The organism is uncultured Veillonella sp., assembly GCF_963522475.1.
In the GTDB taxonomy this organism is placed as follows: domain Bacteria; phylum Bacillota; class Negativicutes; order Veillonellales; family Veillonellaceae; genus Veillonella.
Window position 1 is genome coordinate 15,501 of the sequence record NZ_CAUQYW010000007.1, and the last position, 22,895, is coordinate 38,395.

Annotated in this window: 21 protein-coding genes; 5 read left to right on the forward strand and 16 right to left on the reverse strand. The window is 38.3% G+C overall.

The genetic code is table 11. The features are described 5' to 3' along the window. Window positions 1-4: 4 nt before the first annotated feature. From RWP19_RS05410 to RWP19_RS05430, 5 genes are all read right to left on the reverse strand, one after another. Window positions 5-1,156, reverse strand: coding sequence for a glycosyltransferase family 4 protein (locus RWP19_RS05410; RefSeq protein WP_295208862.1), 1,152 nt, complete (start codon window positions 1,154-1,156; stop codon window positions 5-7). Window positions 1,157-1,189: 33 nt separating this feature from the next. Beyond that, the gene (locus tag RWP19_RS05415; protein WP_314356762.1) at window positions 1,190-2,548 is read right to left on the reverse strand and encodes a PFL family protein; all 1,359 of its coding nucleotides are present in this window, start codon (window positions 2,546-2,548) and stop codon (window positions 1,190-1,192) included. Between the two features lie 8 nt (window positions 2,549-2,556). After that, window positions 2,557-2,832, reverse strand: coding sequence for an ACT domain-containing protein (locus RWP19_RS05420; RefSeq protein ID WP_295208858.1), 276 nt, complete (start codon window positions 2,830-2,832; stop codon window positions 2,557-2,559). Window positions 2,833-2,966: 134 nt separating this feature from the next. Further along, the gene (locus RWP19_RS05425) at window positions 2,967-4,604 is read right to left on the reverse strand and encodes a phosphoglucomutase (RefSeq protein ID WP_314356763.1); all 1,638 of its coding nucleotides are present in this window, start codon (window positions 4,602-4,604) and stop codon (window positions 2,967-2,969) included. 95 nt (window positions 4,605-4,699) lie between these two features. Then, window positions 4,700-5,629, reverse strand: a complete 930-nt coding sequence (locus tag RWP19_RS05430; RefSeq protein WP_295257740.1) for a YitT family protein — start codon at window positions 5,627-5,629, stop codon at window positions 4,700-4,702. A gap of 205 nt (window positions 5,630-5,834) precedes the next feature. Here RWP19_RS05430 and ispE point away from each other — a divergent pair, with 205 nt between their 5' ends. The 4 genes from ispE (at window position 5,835) to RWP19_RS05450 (ending at window position 10,553) form a co-directional block, all read left to right on the forward strand. Next, window positions 5,835-6,731: a 4-(cytidine 5'-diphospho)-2-C-methyl-D-erythritol kinase gene (gene ispE / locus RWP19_RS05435; protein ID WP_314356764.1), complete on the forward strand. Its 897-nt coding sequence runs from the start codon at window positions 5,835-5,837 to the stop codon at window positions 6,729-6,731. Beyond that, the gene (locus tag RWP19_RS05440; protein WP_314356765.1) at window positions 6,728-7,420 is read left to right on the forward strand and encodes a GntR family transcriptional regulator; all 693 of its coding nucleotides are present in this window, start codon (window positions 6,728-6,730) and stop codon (window positions 7,418-7,420) included. Before ispE ends, RWP19_RS05440 begins: the two co-directional genes overlap by 4 nt. A 146-nt stretch (window positions 7,421-7,566) precedes the next feature. Then, a complete protein-coding gene (locus RWP19_RS05445) occupies window positions 7,567-9,027 on the forward strand; it encodes an alanine/glycine:cation symporter family protein (RefSeq protein WP_314356766.1) in 1,461 nt (486 codons plus the stop codon). Window positions 9,028-9,296: 269 nt separating this feature from the next. Continuing rightward, window positions 9,297-10,553, forward strand: coding sequence for a Glu/Leu/Phe/Val dehydrogenase (locus tag RWP19_RS05450; RefSeq protein ID WP_295208840.1), 1,257 nt, complete (start codon window positions 9,297-9,299; stop codon window positions 10,551-10,553). A gap of 183 nt (window positions 10,554-10,736) precedes the next feature. Here RWP19_RS05450 and RWP19_RS05455 read toward each other — a convergent pair whose 3' ends face one another. The 8 genes from RWP19_RS05455 to RWP19_RS05490 all read right to left on the reverse strand — a co-directional run bounded on the left by RWP19_RS05455 (window position 10,737) and on the right by RWP19_RS05490 (window position 18,157). Further along, window positions 10,737-11,228 (reverse strand): QueT transporter family protein, encoded by a 492-nt coding sequence (locus RWP19_RS05455; RefSeq protein WP_314356767.1) that lies wholly within the window; start codon window positions 11,226-11,228, stop codon window positions 10,737-10,739. Between the two features lie 290 nt (window positions 11,229-11,518). Further along, window positions 11,519-12,208, reverse strand: coding sequence for a 7-cyano-7-deazaguanine synthase QueC (queC, locus tag RWP19_RS05460; RefSeq protein ID WP_314356768.1), 690 nt, complete (start codon window positions 12,206-12,208; stop codon window positions 11,519-11,521). A gap of 150 nt (window positions 12,209-12,358) precedes the next feature. Continuing rightward, window positions 12,359-13,114: an exodeoxyribonuclease III gene (locus RWP19_RS05465; RefSeq protein WP_314356769.1), complete on the reverse strand. Its 756-nt coding sequence runs from the start codon at window positions 13,112-13,114 to the stop codon at window positions 12,359-12,361. Between the two features lie 134 nt (window positions 13,115-13,248). Further along, window positions 13,249-13,473: a hypothetical protein gene (locus RWP19_RS05470; protein WP_314356770.1), complete on the reverse strand. Its 225-nt coding sequence runs from the start codon at window positions 13,471-13,473 to the stop codon at window positions 13,249-13,251. A 13-nt stretch (window positions 13,474-13,486) separates the two neighbouring features. After that, a complete protein-coding gene (locus RWP19_RS05475) occupies window positions 13,487-14,305 on the reverse strand; it encodes a sulfurtransferase (RefSeq protein ID WP_314356771.1) in 819 nt (272 codons plus the stop codon). A 547-nt stretch (window positions 14,306-14,852) separates the two neighbouring features. Beyond that, window positions 14,853-15,257 carry a (deoxy)nucleoside triphosphate pyrophosphohydrolase gene (locus RWP19_RS05480; protein ID WP_314356772.1) on the reverse strand — a complete coding sequence of 135 codons (405 nt, stop codon included), beginning with the start codon at window positions 15,255-15,257 and terminating at the stop codon, window positions 14,853-14,855. Between the two features lie 6 nt (window positions 15,258-15,263). Then, window positions 15,264-15,890 (reverse strand): DUF3427 domain-containing protein, encoded by a 627-nt coding sequence (locus RWP19_RS05485; protein ID WP_314356827.1) that lies wholly within the window; start codon window positions 15,888-15,890, stop codon window positions 15,264-15,266. Next, window positions 15,881-18,157 carry a DEAD/DEAH box helicase family protein gene (locus RWP19_RS05490; RefSeq protein ID WP_314356773.1) on the reverse strand — a complete coding sequence of 759 codons (2,277 nt, stop codon included), beginning with the start codon at window positions 18,155-18,157 and terminating at the stop codon, window positions 15,881-15,883. Before RWP19_RS05490 ends, RWP19_RS05485 begins: the two co-directional genes overlap by 10 nt. Before the next feature lie 315 nt (window positions 18,158-18,472). On the opposite strand from RWP19_RS05490, the gene RWP19_RS05495 reads away from it, so the two are divergent. Then, window positions 18,473-19,408 carry a DUF3829 domain-containing protein gene (locus tag RWP19_RS05495; protein ID WP_314356774.1) on the forward strand — a complete coding sequence of 312 codons (936 nt, stop codon included), beginning with the start codon at window positions 18,473-18,475 and terminating at the stop codon, window positions 19,406-19,408. A 45-nt stretch (window positions 19,409-19,453) separates the two neighbouring features. On the opposite strand, the gene RWP19_RS05500 is transcribed toward RWP19_RS05495, so the two are convergent. The 3 genes from RWP19_RS05500 to RWP19_RS05510 all read right to left on the reverse strand — a co-directional run bounded on the left by RWP19_RS05500 (window position 19,454) and on the right by RWP19_RS05510 (window position 22,894). Continuing rightward, window positions 19,454-21,007 carry an ABC transporter substrate-binding protein gene (locus tag RWP19_RS05500; RefSeq protein ID WP_314356775.1) on the reverse strand — a complete coding sequence of 518 codons (1,554 nt, stop codon included), beginning with the start codon at window positions 21,005-21,007 and terminating at the stop codon, window positions 19,454-19,456. Window positions 21,008-21,288: 281 nt separating this feature from the next. Then, the gene (locus tag RWP19_RS05505) at window positions 21,289-22,104 is read right to left on the reverse strand and encodes a dipeptide/oligopeptide/nickel ABC transporter ATP-binding protein (protein WP_314356776.1); all 816 of its coding nucleotides are present in this window, start codon (window positions 22,102-22,104) and stop codon (window positions 21,289-21,291) included. Further along, entirely contained in the window at window positions 22,097-22,894 is a 798-nt protein-coding gene (locus tag RWP19_RS05510) for an ABC transporter ATP-binding protein (protein WP_314356777.1), read from the reverse strand. Before RWP19_RS05510 ends, RWP19_RS05505 begins: the two co-directional genes overlap by 8 nt. Window position 22,895: the final 1 nt, after the last annotated feature.

Sequence of the window (22,895 nt, forward strand, 5' to 3'; positions counted from 1 at the left end):
ATGGTTATTTCTTATGGGAATCCTCAGATTCCTCTAAAGCTTTTGCCAATTCTTCACGATCAAAAGAAATAGTTTCATCTGAATCGCTACGTTCAATTGTAGGACGTGGTAGTGGATGTCCAGCTGCGTCACTGTGAGTAATAACCCCGAGACGACGAGCCACAAAAATACTACCTAAGAAAATAACGAATACCAACGCAATGCCAATCCAAGCATTAACCTCTGCCACGATGACAGATACGCCACCAAACAGAGCAGTAACGGCATACATCATTAGTACCGCTTGCTTTTGAGATAAACCTTGAGCCAATAATCGATGATGCACATGGCCTTTATCAGGCTTGAAAATTGGTCGGCCGCTAATTTTACGACGTACGATAGCAAATAATGTATCAAGGATTGGTAAGCCTAACACGATTGCTGGCACTACTAATGCAATAGTAGCTGCCGTTTTGACAGCACCCATTACAGAAATAGCTGCTAAAGTATAACCAAGGAGCATAGAGCCCGTATCACCCATGAAGATTTTCGCTGGGTTAAAGTTATACCGTAAAAAACCTACTGTTGCACCTGCTAGTGCAAGGGATATACATGCTAAATCAGTTTGGCCAAGTTGTAATGTCATAGCGCCAACAGCAATATAAGCAATAAAGGAAATCCCTGCTGCCAAGCCATCAAGTCCATCGATGAGGTTTACGATATTCGTAAAGCCTACAATCCAGAAAATAGTCAACGGAGCAGACCAATATTTAAGGTACACTACACCACCCCAAGGAAGATTGATGAAGTCTACCCGAATATCGTAAGCCACCAAAATAGCTGCTGCTATAATTTGGCCCATTAACTTAGTTTTTGGCTCAATCTGTTTAATATCATCCCATATGCCAACGAGCACAAGAATAACTGTACCAAGCACAAATCCAAATAATTTATGGTCATGTGGAATAGATCCATTAAAAAGAACCGATCCTATATAACCGAGAAAGATTGCTAAACCACCAAGTCGTGGAATAGCACCATGATGTACCTTACGGGCATCAGGTTTATCTATTGCCCCAACAGCAACGGCAAAGCGTTTTACCAAAGGGGTAAGTGCAAAAGTTATGATGAGCGCCAGAGCAAAGGCCCATACATAATCGAGCACATAATCACTCATAAGACACCTCCAACAACTAGGTTGAAAACAATATTAGTTAGTCAAGCTACGAATAGGTGCAGGAATGCGACCACCGCGAGCGATAAATTCAGCGGCACTATATGGGCTCACTTCAATGATTGGAGCATAGCCCAACAAGCCACCAAATTCAACAACCTCTCCTACAGTCTTACCAGGTACAGGAATTACACGAACCGCAGTAGTCTTATTATTAATCATACCAATAGCAGATTCATCGGCAATAATTGCAGAAATTGTATCTGCTGTTGTGTCTCCAGGGATAGCGATCATGTCAAGGCCAACAGAACATACGCAAGTCATAGCCTCTAATTTATCGAGGGATAAACTGCCACAAGATACAGCATCAATCATACCGGCATCTTCAGATACTGGAATGAATGCACCACTAAGGCCACCTACATGCGAAGATGCCATAAGGCCACCTTTTTTCACTGCATCATTAAGCAATGCCAGTGCTGCAGTAGTACCGTGACAACCACAAGAGGATAAACCCATTTCTTCAAGAACGTGAGCTACGGAATCACCTACAGCTGGTGTTGGAGCCAAGGACAAATCGATGATACCAAATGGTTTACCAAGACGGCGAGATGCCTCTTGCGCTACCAATTGGCCTACGCGAGTAATCTTAAAAGCAGTACGTTTAATCGTTTCGGCTACAACATCAAAGGATTGACCACGTACAGACTCTAGTGCGTGTTTAACAACGCCTGGACCAGATACGCCTACAGAAATAGCACTATCACCTTCAGTAACACCAAAGAAGGCACCGGCCATGAATGGATTATCCTCTACAGGATTACAGAAGATAACAAGCTTAGCACAACCAAGAGCATCATTATCCTTTGTAAGTTCTGCAGTTCTTTTAACGATAATCCCCATGTCACGAACCGCATCCATGTTGATACCTGTTTTAGTAGATCCAACGCCTACAGAGCTACATACGATATCCGTAGTTGCCAACGCTTCTGGAATAGAATCAATCAAAATACGATCAGCTCTTGTAGCACCCTTTGTTACGAGTGCAGAGAAGCCACCAATAAAGTTTACCCCTACCGTTTTTGCAGCGCGATCCATTGCTTCTGCAATAGGCACATAAGATATTAAATCACTACCACCGGCTATAAGAGAAATAGGCGTTACAGAAATACGTTTATTAATGATAGGAATACCAAACTCACATTCAATATCCTCACCAGTAGAAACAAGGTGTTCTGCTTCTTTTGTAATACGATCATAAATACGATCACATAACTCTTTGCCAGAGCTAGACGCACATTCAAGCAAGCTAATACCCATTGTAATAGTACGTACGTCAAGCTTATTATCATGAATCATCTGATTCGTTTCTAAAATATTGTCGATAGATAACATAGTGCCTCCTATCCCACACGGTGCATGCTTAAGAAAATATCAGCATGTTGTGCACGGATTTCAACACCAAGTTCTTTACCAAGTGTAGCTAAAGCCTCTTGAATAGATGTTAAGTCTTTCACATTTTCAGACTTAGTTTCACACATCATAATCATATTAAAAACGCCATCAAGAATGGTTTGATTAATAGACATAATATTTACGCCATGGTTAGCAAGTACAGTACTAACACCTGCGATGATACCAACGCGGTCAACACCGACTACGGTAACAACTAATTTCATAACATCACCTTTTCTGAGCACTACAGACTATTTAACCCATATAGGGCATTCAATAAACTATATTAATATATTATATCACATTTATTACTTTTCTACGGTGAAATCTTCATGAGTTTTCACCCGAAAACAGTATTTTATACTTCGTCGGATAATGCGGCCGTCACGATAGCCTCTCCTGCTGTCAATAATGCCACTAACCCTTTATCACCTTTATAGCTTTCACCATAAATTTTATACAAATCTTCCGTGCCAGATGGACGCGCTACAAACCAACCTGTTTCAGTTTCTACCCGAACGCCATCGATTGGCATCTCCTTATACAAAGATGTAGTACGTATATTAGTAATAGGATCTCCGTCTACCTCTGTAGCTGTAATTGAACTTGCATTCAACTGTTTCAACTTAGCTTTTGCCACCTTTGTACACGCCGCATCAATACGCCCAAAACGAGGATCCCCACAACCTTCAACAATATTGTTATACAGTCTATCAACTGTGGCGCCCATTACGGCGTACATCTCCATCGCCAACAACGCCATTACCATGCCGTCTTTATCAGTAGTCCATACAGTACCATCCTTTTTAAGGAACGATGCACCGGCAGATTCTTCACCGCCGATACCAATCTCACCATCAAATAATAAGGAGCTAAAATATTTAAAGCCTACTGGAACCTCATAAACAGGAATCTCTTTAACGGCAGCCCATTTATCAATCATCGTAGTACAAACAACTGTTTTTCCTACCCCTTTATCTGTCCAACCACGGGTTGTAAACAAATAATCTGCAGCAACCGTAAGGAACGCATTGGGAGAAGTAAGCCCCTCTGCAGTGACAATGCCATAACGATCATAATCTGGATCATTCCCAACAGCGAGATCATAATTGCCAATTTGTTTAATGACATCAGCCATAGCATATTCAGAGGAACAATCCATTCTCACCTTGCCATCATGGTCATAGGTCATAAAACTAAATGTCGGATCGTACTCATCGTTGATAATATCCATATTGAGATTATATCGCTCTTTAATAGCACGCCAGTAACCGAGGCCACTACCACCTAATGCATTGACAAGAACCTTCGGTTTAGCACTTTGAATGGCTTCCATGTTAATGATAGAAGATAATTCCTCAACATATAGCCCCTTGTAATCATAAGGCACTTGTTGATCTGGCTCAATATTATCAATACTAATACGTTTGAACCCTTCTAATTCACAATAAGCCCGAACGTACTCATTAGCACGAGTTTCAATCCATTTTGTAATTAATGTATCCGCAGGACCACCGTTGGTAGCATTATACTTAATCCCCCCATTGTCCGGAGGGTTGTGAGATGGTGTAATAACGATACCATCAGCCTTATCAAAATGACTTTCATTATACCGAATGATAGCACGAGACACTGACGGTGTAGGCACAAAGTCCATATCCGCATCAACCATTGCAACCACGCCATTACCAGCAAGTACCTCAAGCACTGTTACTAATGCAGGTTGAGATAAAGCGTGTGTATCTTGGCCCACAAAAATTGGACCTGTTGCACCAAATTGACCTCGACCATCACAGATAGCCTGTGTAATAGCTGCTACATGTAAATCTGTAAAAGTACCATTTAAAGAGGTACCACGATGCCCAGAGGTACCAAAGGATACGAGTTGTGTCGAATCAGTAACATCCGGTGTATTATCAAAATAAGCATCCACTAGAGTTTGTACATCTATAATATCTTGTTCTTGTACAGGCATACCTGCTAATGCATGAGCCATAGGAACCTCCTAATTTCAACTGTATATATCATTCATAAAATATTATATTTACACATAATTAATATGAGATGACAAATACATAATTTTAACTTTATCTACTGATTATGTACAGTTTGTGTATTATCCTCTTCAGTAACACTCTTATCCTTTAACTGTTCACATACTTCAGTCGGTATAATAGGCTGCGTAAAACCTTGACCAATAACCTCTTGCGCATCAGTTATTAAGATGAACACATTCGGATCAGCCTCTTGAATTACCTCTTTCAACTTATTTACCTGCAGTAGATTAACTGCTACCATAACGATTTGCTTCGGTGTCCGCGTATAGGCACCGATACCATTAATGATAGTAGCTCCACGACCAACCTTATTGATGATACATGCACATACCTCGTTGGTACGATAGGTAATGATAAAAGCTACCTTTCGCTGATTAAAGCCGATAACCACTTTATTCGTAATAATAGTATACACATACACACTAATAAGCGTTACTGCTACTGCTTCAAGGCCAACAACACCAATTGCGGCAACAAGAATAGCACAGTTTATGGCACTATTAATAGACCCCATTTGAAGTCCATAATACTTACGTACTATGAGTGCTATCGGATCAAGGCCACCTGTATTACCACCAACGCGGTACACAATACCAAGACCTACGCCAGTCGTAATACCGGCCATCATAGAACTTAATAAAGGATCCCTAATAATCATGTCATATTGCAAAAAGTTAAATAAATCAACCATCCAAGATAACATCAACGTGCCATACAAGGTCTTAATAACAACACGAGTACCTAGCCACTTCCAAGCGGCCCAGAATATAGGAATATTTAAAATCATATTCCAAGAACCAACGGATAACCCCGTTAAGTAATACAAAATCAAGCCTACCCCACTAATACCAGTACTAACCAGTTTGTGTGGTAATACAAAGGCATCAATGCCAGCACCAAATATGGCACATCCAAGGATAACCATGAGGCTTTCATAAACAACGGTTTTATACTTAGCGAACATAGCTTCCTCCAAATTGCCATTTCACTATAAATATTCTATAATGAACTAACTAAAATATACGCTATTTACAATCCATGTAAGAATAAAACAATATGCGTATACAAATTCATCATAAACCACTTAATGGTTATTTTCAATCACTTTATAAGAGTATAAAATAAACATATATACTGCATATATTATGTACGTTACAAACGAGGCTATTATGAGTAAAAGTTTTGAGCAACTCGGTTGCAGTAAAATCAATATTGGTCTTGCTATTACAGGCAAGCGTGAAGATGGATATCACGATATCGACTCTATCTTCCAATCCATTCGCCTTAGCGATTCCATTTATTTTGCTAAACATCATTCCGTAGTTTTTTCTGGTGGTGCTCCAGAATTACCAGAGTATATGCAAAAACTAGTTACTTACGGGGAAGAGAATCTTGCCCTCAAAGCATTACGGGCTGTCCAAGCCTATACGGGATGTAAAGCAGGAGCCGCAATTCACCTTTTAAAACGCGTACCTATCCAAGCAGGACTTGGTGGTGGCAGTGCTGATGCAGCAGCTATGTTAGTAGGCCTCAATCGTTTCTGGGATTTACGTCTTACTAAAGATGAACTATTAAAAATCGGTGCTACTCTTGGGTCTGATGTACCATTCTTATTACAAGGTGGTACTGCACGCGGCACGGGGCGTGGCGAAATATTAACCTACGGCAAATCACCAGATCCACATTGGCTATTACTCGTAAAACCACAGGTGTCTGTATCTACTGCAGTTGCCTACGGTCGCTTCAACGGTAAATCAATAGCTACCAAACAAACCATAGATACTGTCCACAAGCACTTAGAGCACAATAATCTAAAGTCAGCCTTCCTAGCTAGTGCGAACACCTTTGAAGAGCTACTCTTCCCTGACCATGAAGAGCTCGTTATTTGTAAAGATTTCTTTACTAGTCGTGGGTATCCAACTATCATGACCGGCAGTGGTCCTACAATGGTAGTATTACTCGATAAGCCGATGGAGGCATTACAACTGCAAGAAGAGATTAAAGCAGCAGGCCATGATTGGCTTTCTCTCATTACAAAAACATGTACACAGGAGGACTTACCATGACAAAACGGTTGCAACCTATACGCTTAGATGCGTATAAACCTCTACGCGAAGTTGTAAGCGAAACATTGCGACAAGCCATTCAAGATGGTGTTTTAAAACCTGGCGAACGCCTTATGGAAATTCCTCTAGCAGAAGAGCTTGGTGTAAGCCGTACCCCAATTCGCGAAGCCATTCGTAAGCTTGAACTAGAAGGCTTTGTTGTCATGGTGCCTCGCCGTGGCACATATGTGGCTAATATATCTTTAAAGGATATTACTCAAGTATTTGAAATCCGATCTGCTCTCGAAGAACTAGCTGCAGGTCTTGCAGCGGAGCGCATTACGGAGGAAGAAATCGAAACCTTGGAACGAATGCTTGTAGAAATTGGCGATCATATGGAAAACAAAGATATGGAATCCGTCGTAGCAGCGGACGTGGAATTTCACGAAGTTCTATACCGAGCATCTCGCAATGAACGACTTGCAGATATTGTTCACAACTTGCGGGAGCAAACCTATCGGTTCCGTAGTTTTTCTATGAACCAACCAGGCCGTCTCAGAAAAACTTGGGAAGAACATCGCCAATTAGTAGAAGCCATTGCTTCGCATAACGCTACACAAGCCCGAAAGCTAGCCAGAATTCATATGGAACATTCTGAACAAACCTTACTTCAAGGCATGGAAGAATCCCAGGAATTCATTAAATCTTAATGAAATATCCTATTTCATATACAATAATAAATCATTAATAAAATCCTTCACTTTCGTGAAGGATTTTTGTTTTACAGAGTCTATAGAAATTGATACAATATCATTAATAATTATATGAATTCTTTTTATGAGAAAGGGGTTTTTTTATGGAAGCAATGCTCAATGATGCTATTTCTACCATTAATAACTATTTATGGAGTTATTTCATCATTTTTATCCTCATCGGCGCAGGTCTCTTCTTTACTATGACAACGAATTTTGTACAAATTCGTATGATTAAAGAAATGATTCGTCTCGTAGTCAACGGTGCAGGTAGTTCTACTGAAAAAAATCATGTATCCTCATTCCAAGCATTCTGTGTTAGTACCGCCTCTCGTGTAGGTGTTGGTAACATCGCAGGTATTGCCATTGCCGTTGTACTTGGTGGCCCTGGTGCTATCTTCTGGATGTGGATTATCGCACTCATCGGTGCTGCCACAGGTTTCATTGAATCTACATTAGCACAAATTTATAAAGAACCTGTTGCTAAAGGCGGTTTCTACGGCGGTCCAGCTTACTACATCCGTTATGGTTTAAACAACAAAGCATTATCTGTTTTATTTGCTATTCTAATCAGTATTACGTATGGTTGGATTTACAACTCCGTACAAGCGAACACATTAGCTGCATCACTACAAGTATTTAACTTTGATGTATCCTACACCGGTGCAGTTGTAGCAATACTTCTTGGCCTCATTATCTTTGGTGGTATTCATCGTGTTGCAAAAGCATCTGAAATCATCGTTCCTATTATGGCTGTACTATATATTGCTACTGCATTATTCGTAGTCATTATGAACATCACCCAGTTCCCACATGTTATTTATACTATTATTACCTCAGCCTTTGAACCAGTTGCTGCAGGCGGTGGTCTACTAGGCGCTACTGTAATGAATGGTATTAAACGTGGCTTATTCTCTAACGAAGCTGGTGAAGGCTCTGTTCCTAATGCAGCGGCTACTGCAGCTGTTAATCACCCTGTAGAACAAGGTCTTGTACAAGCATTTGGTGTATTCCTTGATACTTTCATCATTTGTACAGCTTCAGCATTCATTGTACTCATGGTTGGCGACTATAGCACAACGGGTTTAACTGGTGTTGCACTAGTACAACATAATCTAGAACAACAACTTGGTTCTTGGGCACCAACAGCGGTAGCAATCTTTATCGTAATGTTCTCCTTCAGTTCCTTAATTGGTAACTATTACTATGGTGAAATCAATATTAGCCACTTAACTGAAAAAAGATTCTATCTTCATTTATTCCGCATCGGTGTAATTATTATGACATTTGTAGGCTCTATCGCCTCTCTTGATCTAGTATGGAATTTAGCTGATTTATTCATGGCATTCCTAGTATTGACTAATATCAGCTCTATCGTACGTATGGGCCGCACAGCTGGCCTTGCCCTTGATGACTATATTAAACAACGTAAGGCCGGTATCGAAAGTCCTGTATTCAACCGATCCGTTCTTAACCATACATATGGTATCGTATGGTGGGGTGACGGCCAAACTACAGACTCCTCCGTTCCTCCAACTCCAGTTGAAAACACTGTAGAAAAATAAAATATGTATTCCTAAGAGACTATTGAAAATATATTTCAATAGTCTCTTTTTTGTAAAAGTATACATTGTTAGAACTACAACTATATTATCTAACCAACGTTACAAGTGATAATTATCACAGTAATTTCCCATATTTTTATGTTTTTTAACACCAAAAACTATAGAATATAGTTATTAAATTATAAAGGGTATTATGTATACAATGTCGAATATTACAGTATGTGTAAAATTAACAATATTTCATTCACTCTGATATTCAGGAGGTAATTATGAGTACATATAACCCATACGAAAATATGTTAAATACGTTAGACGTAGCAGCTGAAAAACTCGGCTATACTCGTAGCGAGTACGAAGTATTACGTCATCCAGAACGAGAATTGAAGGTAGCAGTACCTCTTCAACTAGACAATGGTGAAGTTCGTGTATATGAAGGTTATCGTTGCCAACACTCCACATTACGCGGCAGTGCTAAAGGTGGTCTTCGCTTCCATCCAGATTCCGATGAAAACGAAGTTCGTGCATTAGCTGCTTGGATGACTATAAAAAACGCCATAGCTAATATCCCTTATGGTGGTGGTAAAGGTGGTATCAAAGTTGATCCTAAAACATTAACCCCTCGCGAATTAGAACGACTAACTCGTAATTTTGTTCGTCGTATTGCACCTATTATTGGGGTTAATACTGACGTTCCTGCACCAGACGTAAATACAAACGCTCAAATCATGAGCTGGATTGCTGACGAATATAGCACTTTAAAAGGAGAATGGAGCCCTGGTATCGTTACTGGTAAACCTATCGAAGTAGGCGGTTCTCTAGGGCGTAACGAAGCAACTGGTCGCGGTTGTCTTATCGCATTACAAAGCTACCTCGCAAAGAAAAACTTAGACATTAAGAATCTTACTGTAGCAGTTCAAGGTTTCGGCAATGTTGGTTCCGTAGGTGCTCGTCTCATGGCGCAGGCAGGTGCTAAAGTTGTAGCAATTGGTGACGCAAGCGTTAATATTTACAACCCGAACGGTCTAGATGTAGAAAAAGCATATGAATATGCTAACTCCAACGGACGCTCCCTTAAAGGGTATAGTGAGCCTGGTATGACTACAATTGGTGCTCAAGAACTATTAGCTCAACCAGTCGATGTACTATACATGGCAGCTCTTGAAAACCAATTGAACAAAGACAACATGGAAAATATCCAAGCTAAGATCATTTTAGAAGGTGCCAATGGTCCTACTACTAACGATGCCGATAAATACTTTTACGAAAAAGGTATCGATATTATCCCTGACGTTCTTGCTAACGGCGGCGGTGTAGTTGTATCCTACTATGAATGGGTACAAAACAAAGCTAGCTTCTACTGGACTGAAGAGGAAGTTAACGAAAGATTAACTAAGAATATGAAAAATAGTTTTGAAGCCGTTTGGGAAATGCAACATAAATACAATGTACCACCACGCCAAGCAGCATACATGGTTGCCCTTGAACGACTCGTGGTCGAAACAAAATGGCGCGGCTATAACTGCTAGACTTTTATAACTACTAGTTTTCTATCTCTCCATAAATTTTAGCCATGAAAAAGGCGTAAGCTCAATTTGAGCTTACGCCTTTTTGTTTGCCTATAAACCTTTTTATTTACCTGCAAATCGTAATTGAAAGATTTAAAGATGTTCAATTACCTAGTTTTATTAGCTAAACACTTAGGATTCGTCTTATTTAAAAGCACCTAGTAATGCAGCCATACTAGGACGATTAAGCAATGCTTTTACCAATATCGCACCAAGGACTGCTGGAATTGTTTGACCTACAACGAGATTCAACACCAACGGCCAATATGGAATACCCAATAACGGACTAAGCCATAATGGTACACATAGAGCCGGAACAAAGATAATTGGCAAGATGGCCCACCACGCGCTGAGACCCATTTTACGCATACAAACAATGATGCCTGTTGTTAAAATACCAACGCCAAAACCACCTACCATATCAAGGATACCGAGTCCACCGAATAGGAAGTTAGAAATGAGGTTACCAATCCCCATAGGAATCACCAAGAACGGAAAGGCATAAGCAAGTGCATATAATGATGTTGCTATACGAATTTGATACGCTCCAAAGGAAACGCTTTGCGTTAAATACAATACAACGATGTATAATGCCACAACCATGGCAGAAATAGTCAATTTACGTGTAGTAATCATAACACTCACCTCCTCAAAATAAAAAAGCATGGCAAAACTACCATGCTATAAATACTTATGAATTTCCGTAGTTTTGTTTAGAGACAGGATGGTTTCAAACTGTCTTATTTAGTTGTCGCCTTTAGGCATTTCTAATATTAACATATATCTAATATTTTCGCAATCAATTTGGTTGTAGGCGGACTTATATGTAAATCTACTATTAGTGTTAAATTGGTAAGGACGAGGTGGCAGGAGATACCTTTCCTCATCGCTCCACTGGCTAAACGGTCATCGGCCTAGGGCTCGAACTACAATGCAGGATCTTCAACACCGTTGGCGCGGAACGCTTCAGCTCTATCGATACAGGTGCCGCAGTGTCCGCATGGTTTGTCGCCACCTTCATAACAGGACCATGTTAGGTGATATGGGACGCCAAGTCGTAGACCTTCTTTAACGACGTCTGCTTTATTATGGTTAATAAATGGAGCCTCTAAGAAACATTCCTTACCGGATCCTTCGAAGATGGCATCACCCATAGATTGATAGAAGTGTTCTGTGCAGTCTGGATATGCATTACCAGCCGCATCATCGCTATGAGCGCCGTAATAGATATATCCACAATCTAAAGAAAGTGCCAAGGATGCGGCCACAGATAGAAATAGACCATTTCTAAATGGTACATAGGTACTAACTGTACCTTCCCTCTCTGCTTCTTGTTGTTCCTTGTATGAACCTTGAGGAATTTCTTCCGTGGATTTCTCTAGTAAAGAACAATTGCTGAAGGCAAACAATTTAGTGACATCCATCGTTTTACCTTCCATTCCATAATAACCGAGAATAGCTCTAGCAGCTTCTAGCTCTTTACTATGTTTTTGGCCATATAGAATCGATATTGGTACTACATTCTCTTTACCAAACCTTTCAATAGCAAGTGCTAAACATGTAGTACTATCTACACCACCGCTAAATAGAACGACAGCCTTTTGTTTTTGATCCATACTATCTCCTCATCCTGAATATTAGCCTTTATAAGCACATCCACTACATATAAAAATAAATGCAAATGTATCGGTAAAGAAATTAATATCTCTTAATCTAATTATAACAGCCTCACCCGTAGATGAGGCTGTTAATTTTGTAGGCAAGTTTTATAAATCGATATCCAATTCTACTGGACAATGATCGGAACCAAAGATTTGTTGATGAATCTTCGCTTCTTGAATTTTATCGTCAAGACGTTTGGATGTAATGAAGTAATCAATTCTCCATCCTGTATTCCGTTCACGAGCTTTGCCCATGTAAGACCACCAGCTGTATTCTTCAATAGCATCTGGATAGAGATGACGGAATGTATCTGTAAACCCAGCACCTAAGAGCTCAGTCATTTTTGCACGTTCTTCATCAGAGAAGCCCGCATTTTTACGGTTCGTCTTAGGGTTTTTAAGATCGATTTCTTGATGAGCTACGTTAAGATCACCACAAAGAATAACTGGTTTTTTCTCATCTAATTCCAATAAGTAGTTACGGAATGCGTCTTCCCAAGTCATACGGTATTCAAGACGAGCTAATTCACGTTGGCTATTAGGCGTATAGCAACATACCAAATAGAAGTTTTCGTATTCAGCAGTAATAACACGACCTTCTTGATCGTGCTCTTCAATGCCGATACCATTCGTTACAGACAACGGTTTAATGCGTGTGAATACAGCTGTACCGCTATAACCTTTTTTTACAGCACTATTCCAATATTGCTCATAGCCTGGTAATTCCAAAGAAATTTGATCAGGTTGTAATTTTGTTTCTTGTAGACAAAAAATATCTGCATTAAGTTCATTAAAGGATTCTATAAACCCTTTAGTTACAGCGGCGCGAAGACCGTTTACATTCCAAGAAATTAATTTCAATTCTTACTCCTTATTCTACTAATAGGACTATTACAGGCTAATAGAATTTGTAAAAGCTCCTTTTTCAACATTTTCTTATTTATACTCGTAATTGCAGTCTTTAATATGAAATATTTAAAGTACTCTGTTTACGATTAACTTTTGTGTTTCTTAGCATGTCTTGCTTCTGCGCGAGCTTTTCTAGCATTCTCATTTGCCTTAAGAGCACTTTCACGTTTTTCACGGAAATAATTGGCCACTGTAGACAAGACGAGAATCACCAACACAGTAACATTGAACATGCCTGGACCAAAGGTATAGATGTGATAACACAAATAGCCAAAAGCAACAAGGGTTAATAAATGTTTTAAAATATTCATTTGGACTCCCATATTATCTTAATGTTTCTACACCAGTCTTAAGAGGGAACCCATCATAAGTCACCCAATCACTAGAGCTACCAACATATAAAGCCGATTCAAGCCCTACTTCGCTCATAGTTAACATCGCATTACAAGCGGTTACCCCTGAGCCACAGTAAGTCACAACAGGTCTATTTTGGTAGATTTCATTATAGTACTCGGCTTCTAAATCTTTTACAGACTTAGGGCCATCTACGGTATAACCACTTTCATAAAAATGATTAACAGCACCAGGAATGTGACCAGTCATGCCATCCATCGTATCTACTTGAGACCCATCGTAGCGAAACGGCGCACGAGCATCAATGATAACATGATCCCCGCTTTCACTAGCCTTGAGAACCTCATCACGACTCATAACCATGTGAGTTTGCAATTCATAATTAAAAACTGTTGGTTCTGTAGGCAACGGAGTAGGATCTTTAGTAAGCACATGACCTTCTTTAACCCAACGTTCAATCCCGCCAGACAACACGCGTACATCAGTTAAGCCCATGTAACGTAATGTCCACCACAGGCGGCCCGCCAAAAAGAGCCAAGAATCATACACAACGACCTTGGAATTGCGAGTAATGCCATAAGACTCGAACGTATGGGCCAACTGTTCCATGTCTGGCAATGGATGACGCCCACCATGCTCGCCTAAAGGACCTGTTAAATCTTTATCTAAATCTACTGGATAAGAACCGGGAATATGACCTTTTTTATAATCTTGATAACCTCGTGCATCTAAAATGATGACCTCATCGAGACAAGATAATAATTCTTTAGGAGTGATAAAATTGGACATATGTACTCCTTTCTTTTTATTATATCGAAAAATACAAATCTGATAATATTATTATATACCGATATGTAACTATGGACAATGAATATCAACATATAATTTAAACAATACGCTAATATGTTCTAGTAGTTCTTTTACATTACAAAAAACTCTTCATACAAATAAAAGGTATGCCTATATATCATTATAGATAGGCATACCTTTAGATAAATTAATATATTTTAATTATAAAAGAAAAGAATTCCCACAACGTAAACATACATAGGTATGCTCCCAATCGAGACGTAATTCTGGATATGTGTCTCTATTCCATACATAACGTTGATATGTTTTGTAGATTAACAATATGGACACACATATGCATTCTCGCTCATAAATTTCTCTCCTATTATATCTCAAAATACTATAATAGTTTATATCCTACTTAGAATTAATGAGAAACCAATGAGAATTATAATATTTTTATGACTAAAAAGCCTCTATCATAGATAGAGACTTTCACAATTAAAATTTCACATTATAATATTTTTTAAATGCTTTTACTGAAACATTATAAACGTTTAGAGATTGCATCTACGGCTTCAATATCAGCTGGTAGCCAATCTACAGTGTACAAAGTATCTTTTGAAAGCCATTTAGCCGCTTCATGTTCTAATAGAGTAATATCAGAATCATTTACCAAAGAACATAAATAACAATGCATTGTTAAATCAAACTTCTCATACCCTGTATATTCAACAGTAATAATATGTTCCAGAACGGTAATCTCGGCTTCTAGTTCTTCATGTATTTCTCTTTTTAGTGCTACCTCATGAGCTTCGCCAGACTCAACCTTACCACCTGGAAACTCCCAACCATCTTTTAGATCACCATAACCACGTTGAGTAGCTAATATAGTATTATCCTTTTTGATAATTGCTGCTACAACTTCAATATGTTTTCTTTCTTCACTCATATATCCTTACCCATTAATAATATAATCATAAATATCATCCCGTACGGGCACTTCAAGTTGATACTCTAGCGCTACTGCGGGCTTACCACTTAACATAATAATCTCTTTTGCATATTTGGGATCCTTAGGCCTAATTGGTCCTAAATAGTAAAAGGATTTATCAAGCTTATTCTTTCTTACAAACAAATGCATCGCAATATCTAGTTCATTAGCTCGTAGAATACGCTTAACATCTTTTGAACGCAAATATCTAGGAGCTTTTGAAATTGCTTTTAATATAAAAGGATTAATAAAACTATCTTCATATCTAATACTCTCTTGTATATCATCTGCTTTATGATAGTTAATAAATACTGGATAGGTATTTGTCTCCTTATTATATTTATATCCACCCATATTTTGAGCTACTACATTTTTAGGCCATTCTAATAATTGACAAACTTGTTCATAGTTATATTTTTCATATAGTGAAAACGGTGTATTTTCAACAAGCGTCTTTTCATATTGATTTTTATATCGAGTAATTCCAAAATCGATTAATTCCTCTATATTCGATTTAAACTCTAAATCAGAAATCGCCTCTTCAAACTGTTCTGATATACAATAGTCTTTACTATATTTTCTTATAAAAATACAATCTTTAAACTTTTTTTATTTTTAGACACAGAGAACTGATTAGTCAATATATTCACTAAATTTACTATTCCCAAGTCTGTTAATTTTACATTATATTCACTACTCAGTTCATCAGAAACAGATTGAATAATCCTACCATCTGTAGATAATAAGTATTTAAGTGCTAACAAATCCCTAACACGCATTCCAGTTGCAAGCTTTTGAGATATAAATTGAAGCATTTGTACTTGCGTATTAGAAAAGCTCACGCCATAATCTTTGTCTTTAATCTTAATAAGAAAATTATGATATGATCCATATTTATCGAAAATTTTAACGATATCTAGTGAAGCATATTCTCGAAAATCTTTAATCTTAGGTACATATCCTAATTTATATTTTAAGTCAAAATAGGCAGACTTAATTAATTCCGCACTATCTAATTTAGCCGTATCAATAGATTCGTAAATACGTTGTTTCGCAATTTTATCAAAATGTACTGTTGAGTTACCAGGGATAATACGATTACCTGCTTGTACATATCGACGCAAAGTATCTTTGTTATAACTTCTATCACCAGATAGCGCTAAGGGAATCATAAAGTTATTTGTATAATTCCCAATAAAATCAAGGATAACTACATATTCTTTATCTTCAAACTTACGGAGTCCACGTCCTAGTTGCTGAATGAAAATGATTGGGCTTTCAGTTTGACGTAACATAATAACTTGATTAATTTCAGGTATATCAACACCTTCGTTAAAGATGTCTACAGTAAAGATATAATCTAACTGCTCATCAAGTCTACCTTGATAGTCCCCTGTACCTGTTAAGCGAGCAATTGTTTTTTCTCTGATTTCTTGGCTATCCTCACCAGTCAAGCTTACCGTACGATAGATACCGCGCTCATTAAAAGCGTCAGATAAAGTCTTTGCTTCAACTCGATTGCTACAAAATACTAAGCCTTTTACTCGACTACCACTATGTCCAAAGTAACGTATTTTCTCTATAATTTTATCTACCCGCTCCTTCGTAGATAAATTAGAGAAAGTAACCTCCATATCACTAATCGGCTCATCTGTATCGACCCATAAATCGCTAATACCAAAATAATGGAATGGACACAATAAATCTTCCTCTAATGCTTGTTGAAGTCTAATTTCATAAATAATATTATGATCAAAGAGCTCATATAAATCATAACCGTCAGTCCTCTCCGGACTTGCGGTCATACCTAATAGGAACTGTGGTTTAAAATAGTCGATAATACGTTGATAACTTTCAGAACCAGCACGATGTACTTCGTCAATAATAATACAATCAAAAGCTTTTGGGTCATATTGATTCATTACATCATGGCGTCCCATCATCTGCATTGTAGAAAACACATGGGTAGCATCATATTTTTTAACATTACCAGATACCAAGCCAAACGTTATAGATGGATCATTAAAAACCCGTGAAAAACTTGCCATTGCTTGTTTTGCAATTTGTTCCCGATGTACTAAAAATAGAATTCTTTTCGGATTCATTTCACGCATTGCAAAGGCCGCTGCATAGGTTTTTCCCGTCCCTGTAGCAGAAATTAAAAGCCCTCTTTTGGCATGATTCGCTCTTAACTCATTAAAATTTGCAATAAACTGTTGCTGCATCATATTAGGTTCCAAAGTAGGTAAATCTACCTTCTTAAACTGTTCCGCTACAGACCTTTGAGAAGAACGTTCTGGACGAACCCATCTAGGCTTATACCAAGGTATAAACTCTTCATAAGGAATAGAAAATTTCGAATTCCAATACAGTTCAAATTCCTCATTTATCTCTCGAGCATAAGTGTCGCTACCATGTACTTCAGAACGAGTATTCCACTCTCTATTGCTCTTTAGCGCATTAATAGTTAAATTAGAACTACCTATTATAATTTGATAGAATTCATCTTTTCTAAAAATATATCCCTTTGTATGAAAACCATGTCCACTACCTTGAGTAGTACAATATACCTTCAAATCAATATTCTTTAGATTCCCTAAATCTTCTAGAACTTGTGGACTATTAAAACCAAGATAATCTGTTGTTAATATGCGACCATGTACACCTCGATCTTCTAACTCTTTAAGTATTGGCTTTAATGTTAGTAATCCTTCTGGTGTTATAAATGCTACAGATATTAAAAACTCATCACAATTACGCAATCCATCTTCGATGGCAGATAACACATTGCGCCCTTCCCCATTTGCAATGAGTTCTGAAGATATAGCAAAATTAAGCAAGCGATTTGATTCTGACATAAAAAACTCCCCATATAATGAATACTATACTTGCTATTATACCAGCCGCAGCTGCATCGTCTAGAGAAATATAGATTTATCCAAAATAACTTGTGTAGGTAAAAGTCTTTTAATGTTATCCACCTACAAATCACTAATTATAAATATTAATATATATTCATATAATGTAACTTCATCTATTCCTTATGATTCTCTGCATGACACGTCTTTTTTGGGACGTAAGTTTATGTTATAATATAACTAATTACTCTGAAGGGCGTAGTCCGCCCAAACGGATCCAAAAAGAGTTAGTGTGTTTTCAAGGAGCGTGCGCAGTTGAAAAAGGGGTACATCAAGTTAATAGCAGCCATCGTACTTGGCATTGCTATTATCGGTGGTGGGATCTACGGGGTGTATACACTCTTGTCATCCAACACAACGACAATTTTATATCGATCAACAGTTGACGACAAAATCAACGCTATTCGTCCTTACATTGTCGCATTAGACACATATAACTCGTACAGTGTAGCCTATGCGAACCAATTACAACCAACTCTTGAAGAGTTACGCAATGGTTCACATAATACAACAATTACGTTACCAAAATACAAGGACCTCAAAACAGCCTTAGAAGCAGCAAAACAAGATAGTTCTACACCATATGAAGATGTGAACCAAGCTACAAATGATGTATTGAATGTTCTTGATCAATTGATTCCTATTGCAGATCAATTACAAGCATATTATGTAGAACGTCGTTTCGAAAAAGATAACTTTAAAGGCAGTGATGAGTTAGCCGCACAGTATGTGCCTTTAGCTGAACAGTTTTATGCTACATACAACGCATTAGATTTGGCCTTAGATAATCGCAATAATGAGCTCTATACAGAACGCATGAACGAGTATCAAGGTGAAAAACGCGATAATGCAGTTAACTTCATTGAGTTAAATCTCATGACTGCACAAACTATCGATCTTATCGACCCAGATGGAAATACAGATACACAAAAGGTTGAATCAAACTTGCAACAAATTACACAACGTATTAATAAATTGCAACCTGGTACAACATCTGAAACGCAAAATGCAGTACGAGAATACCAAGATGCTGCAAAGGAATTTGTCGCAGAAGCTCGTAACTATATCATCATTAACTCTTCTTACGGTGAAGCATATACCCAATTATTTAATAAATACAACAAAATGGTAGGTAAAGCTAATCTGGTGAATATGGCTGAGCTTGATGCTACAGAACAAAAGAAAAAATAAAGAACTTACAAAAATGGGACTAGCTCAAGGCTAGTCCCATTTTAATTATTTACGCTTTAGGTCTTTCGTAATGATGTAATATTCAGATGGAGTTATCTTAATACCATCAATATGGTTATTTCCTACAATATTAATCTTAGGATACCCAAGGAAAAGTGCTACGGAGTCATCAAGCATCAATTGTTGTGCATTAATTACTGCATTACGGCGTACTACTGGATCGTTGGCACTTTCACCAAGAGCTAACAAGTCATCAAAACGTGGATTGGAGAATCCAGAACCATTTGCCTCAGCACCTGTCCCCCAATATTGTTTCAAGAACCATACTGGTTGACCAGTATTTGCAGTTACCACACTAGAGATTAACATATCATAATCCCCCGATTGCGCCAATGTATCAATGACAGCATAGTCCACAATCTTAATTTGTAAATCTACACCGATTTTCTTGTAGTCCGCTTGCAGCGCCTCAGCATATAGTGGTAGTTCAGGACGAGATGTATAGGCATAGAAATTCAACACTAAATTTTCCCCATCCTTATCTACAATGCCATCCCCATTTGTATCAACATACCCTTCTTTTTTCAATAATTCTTTGGCTCGTTCTACATTATATGTATTAGGGTCGCGCAATTGATTGAATCCATAGTCGATAGATGGTGGTAGCGGAGCCTTACCAGCTACAAAGGTATCCTTCATCAAATTCTTCGCATAAGATTCACGGTCTGCTGCTGCAATGAGAGCCGCTCGAAGATTAGGATTTTTAAGTTTTCCTTTTTGACTCATACGAACAAATACATCACGCAAAGAGGCATCTTCATAAATAGTAAATTTCTTATCATTTTGGAAGATACCATATTCACCTGGTCCAATGCTAACAGCCATATCTACATCGCCGGCCTGGAGCGCCATAGCACGTGTATTTGCATCATTAATAGATGGAATTTCAACCTTACTAAAACCAGGTTTACCATCCCAATAATTATCATTCCGTGCTAGCTCAGCCCGTTCTTTTGTAAAAGAGGATACTACATAAGGGCCCGTCCCTATAGGACCTTCCTTTGCTATATCACGACCATTTGCTTCTGCAGTCACATCTATAATTAAGAACAATGGATCGCCTAACAAGCTTGGCAAATTATAATAAGGCTTATCTGTCTTAATTATGAGCTCTTGACCATTAGCCGCCATTTCTGTGTAATTAAAGAACGTCTTTGCTCGTTTACTTTTTGTGAAAGTCCTCTCCAAAGATGCTTTTACGGCCTCCGCTGTCAGAGGATTACCATTAGAGAACTTAACCTTATCGTTAATGGTAAAAGTCCAAGTCATCTTGTCATCACTTTGTTTCCAAGAGGATGCTAACCATGGTTTGGCATTCATATGATCATCAAACTTGGTTAATGTTTCACCAACACCGTACCGTACAACGGCCCAACTAAAATAATTTTCTGTTGGCTCCAAGGTACCAGCAAAGCTAATCGCTCCTACCTTTAATACATCATTAGATGAATCGGATGATTGATTCATACAACCTACAGTGCCAAACACTGCAACACCAAGGGTCATACCAATCAGTAACGCCTTACGTAATCCGTTCATTCACACACCTATCCTTTCTCTGTATGTATATCACATCATATGAGCATATTTCACTTATACCTATGGGGGTATATTACCTAGTCAACTATACTATATATTAATTATTAATACAATCTTTTTGAGAAATCTTTCAATATATATGCATCTGAGTAAATCTATATAAAAAAAATAGCAGTCAGCCAGTTGGCTAACCGCTATTTTAGATACTCATTATTTTCCTATTACATTAAGCAATTTAGCTTAGGCCGCACCGATACTAAAACAGTAGCCAATTTGAATGCTTATAATTTGCTAGTCGCGTCTTCCAATGTAAGAGGCTTATGCTCTTTACCAATTTCAAAGATGGAACTCAACAAAACCTTCGTATAAGGATGCTTAGCATCTGCTAAGTGGAATGCATCTAACTCTTCAACAATAGCGCCTTTGTACATTACGACCACCTTGTGGCACATGGTACGAATGAACGCAATATCATGAGCAATAAATAGGTATGTTAAATTTTTCTTTTTTTGTAAACGCGCCAATAAATAGGCAATGGAGTCTTGTACAGATACATCTAGAGCACTTGTCGCCTCATCTAGCACAAGAATTTCAGGTTCAAGTACGATGGCCCGAGCAATGGCCACACGCTGGCGTTGACCACCAGACATTTCATGAGGATAGCGATGCATAAACTCACGAGGTAAATCTACCATTTCAAGATAATCACCTGCGATTTGTTCTTCTTTTCCTTTTTCAAGAAGCCCAAAATTGTATAACGGTTCAAGGATAATATCCTTTACCTTCATACGTGGATTGAATGCTGCCGATGGATCTTGGAATACCATTTGAATCTTCTTACGGTATTCCTTTGTTTGTGCAGCGTCCATATGTTGGATTTCTACACCATCTACATAAATCTCGCCTTCTGTTATAGGAAGCATCTTCATGATCATACGAACCAATGTAGTTTTACCAGAGCCAGACTCCCCTACAATTCCAAGGGACTGGCCTTTTTCTAAGGTAATATTAATACTCTTACACGCTTCGAGCTCACCACCAGTAGGAAGTGGGAATCGTTTACATACATTTTTTAATTCTACAGCGTAGTTAGTCAATGTAACGACCTCCTCCCAATGTTGGTACTGCATCTTTTAATTGCTTCGTATATTCATTAGATGGATTTTCTAAAATATCTTGCGGTGTGCCAGCATCAACAACACGACCCTTTTTCATAACTATGATATAGTCGGACATATAGGCCGCTACACCAAGGTTATGCGTAACCATTACAATAGCAGAATTATGCTCTTTAGCAAGTTCTAGCATTTGCATAACAACTTGTGATTGTGTTGTTACATCTAAAGCAGATGTAGGTTCATCACCAATTAATAACGCAGGATCCAGCGCTAATGCCATAGCAATGCCCACACGTTGGCGTTGACCACCAGATAATTCGTGAGGATAACGGTGCAATATATCTGCCCCATTAGGAAGAGAAACAGATTCCAATAACTCAATTGCTCGTCGATCACATTCATCATTAGTAATTTCCACATGAGATTTGAATAATTCTCTAAACTGTTTACCAATGCGAACTATTGGGTCTAAAGCACTACCACTATCTTGGAAAATCATGGCCATATCTTTACCACGCAAAGATCTCCATTCGGATTTAGACAGGTTACGAAGGTCATAACCATTAAAGAACATAGAACCTTCTGTAACTTCACCACCTACAGGCAATAAACCCATGAGGGCCCGAATCACGGTAGTTTTACCGGATCCGGATTCCCCTACAATGGTTAATACCTTACCGCGTTCCAAGGTTAAATTTACATCCATAACAGCAGGTACACCTTGGTACGCTATATTAAGGTTTTCTACAGTTAGTATGTTTTCTGCCATT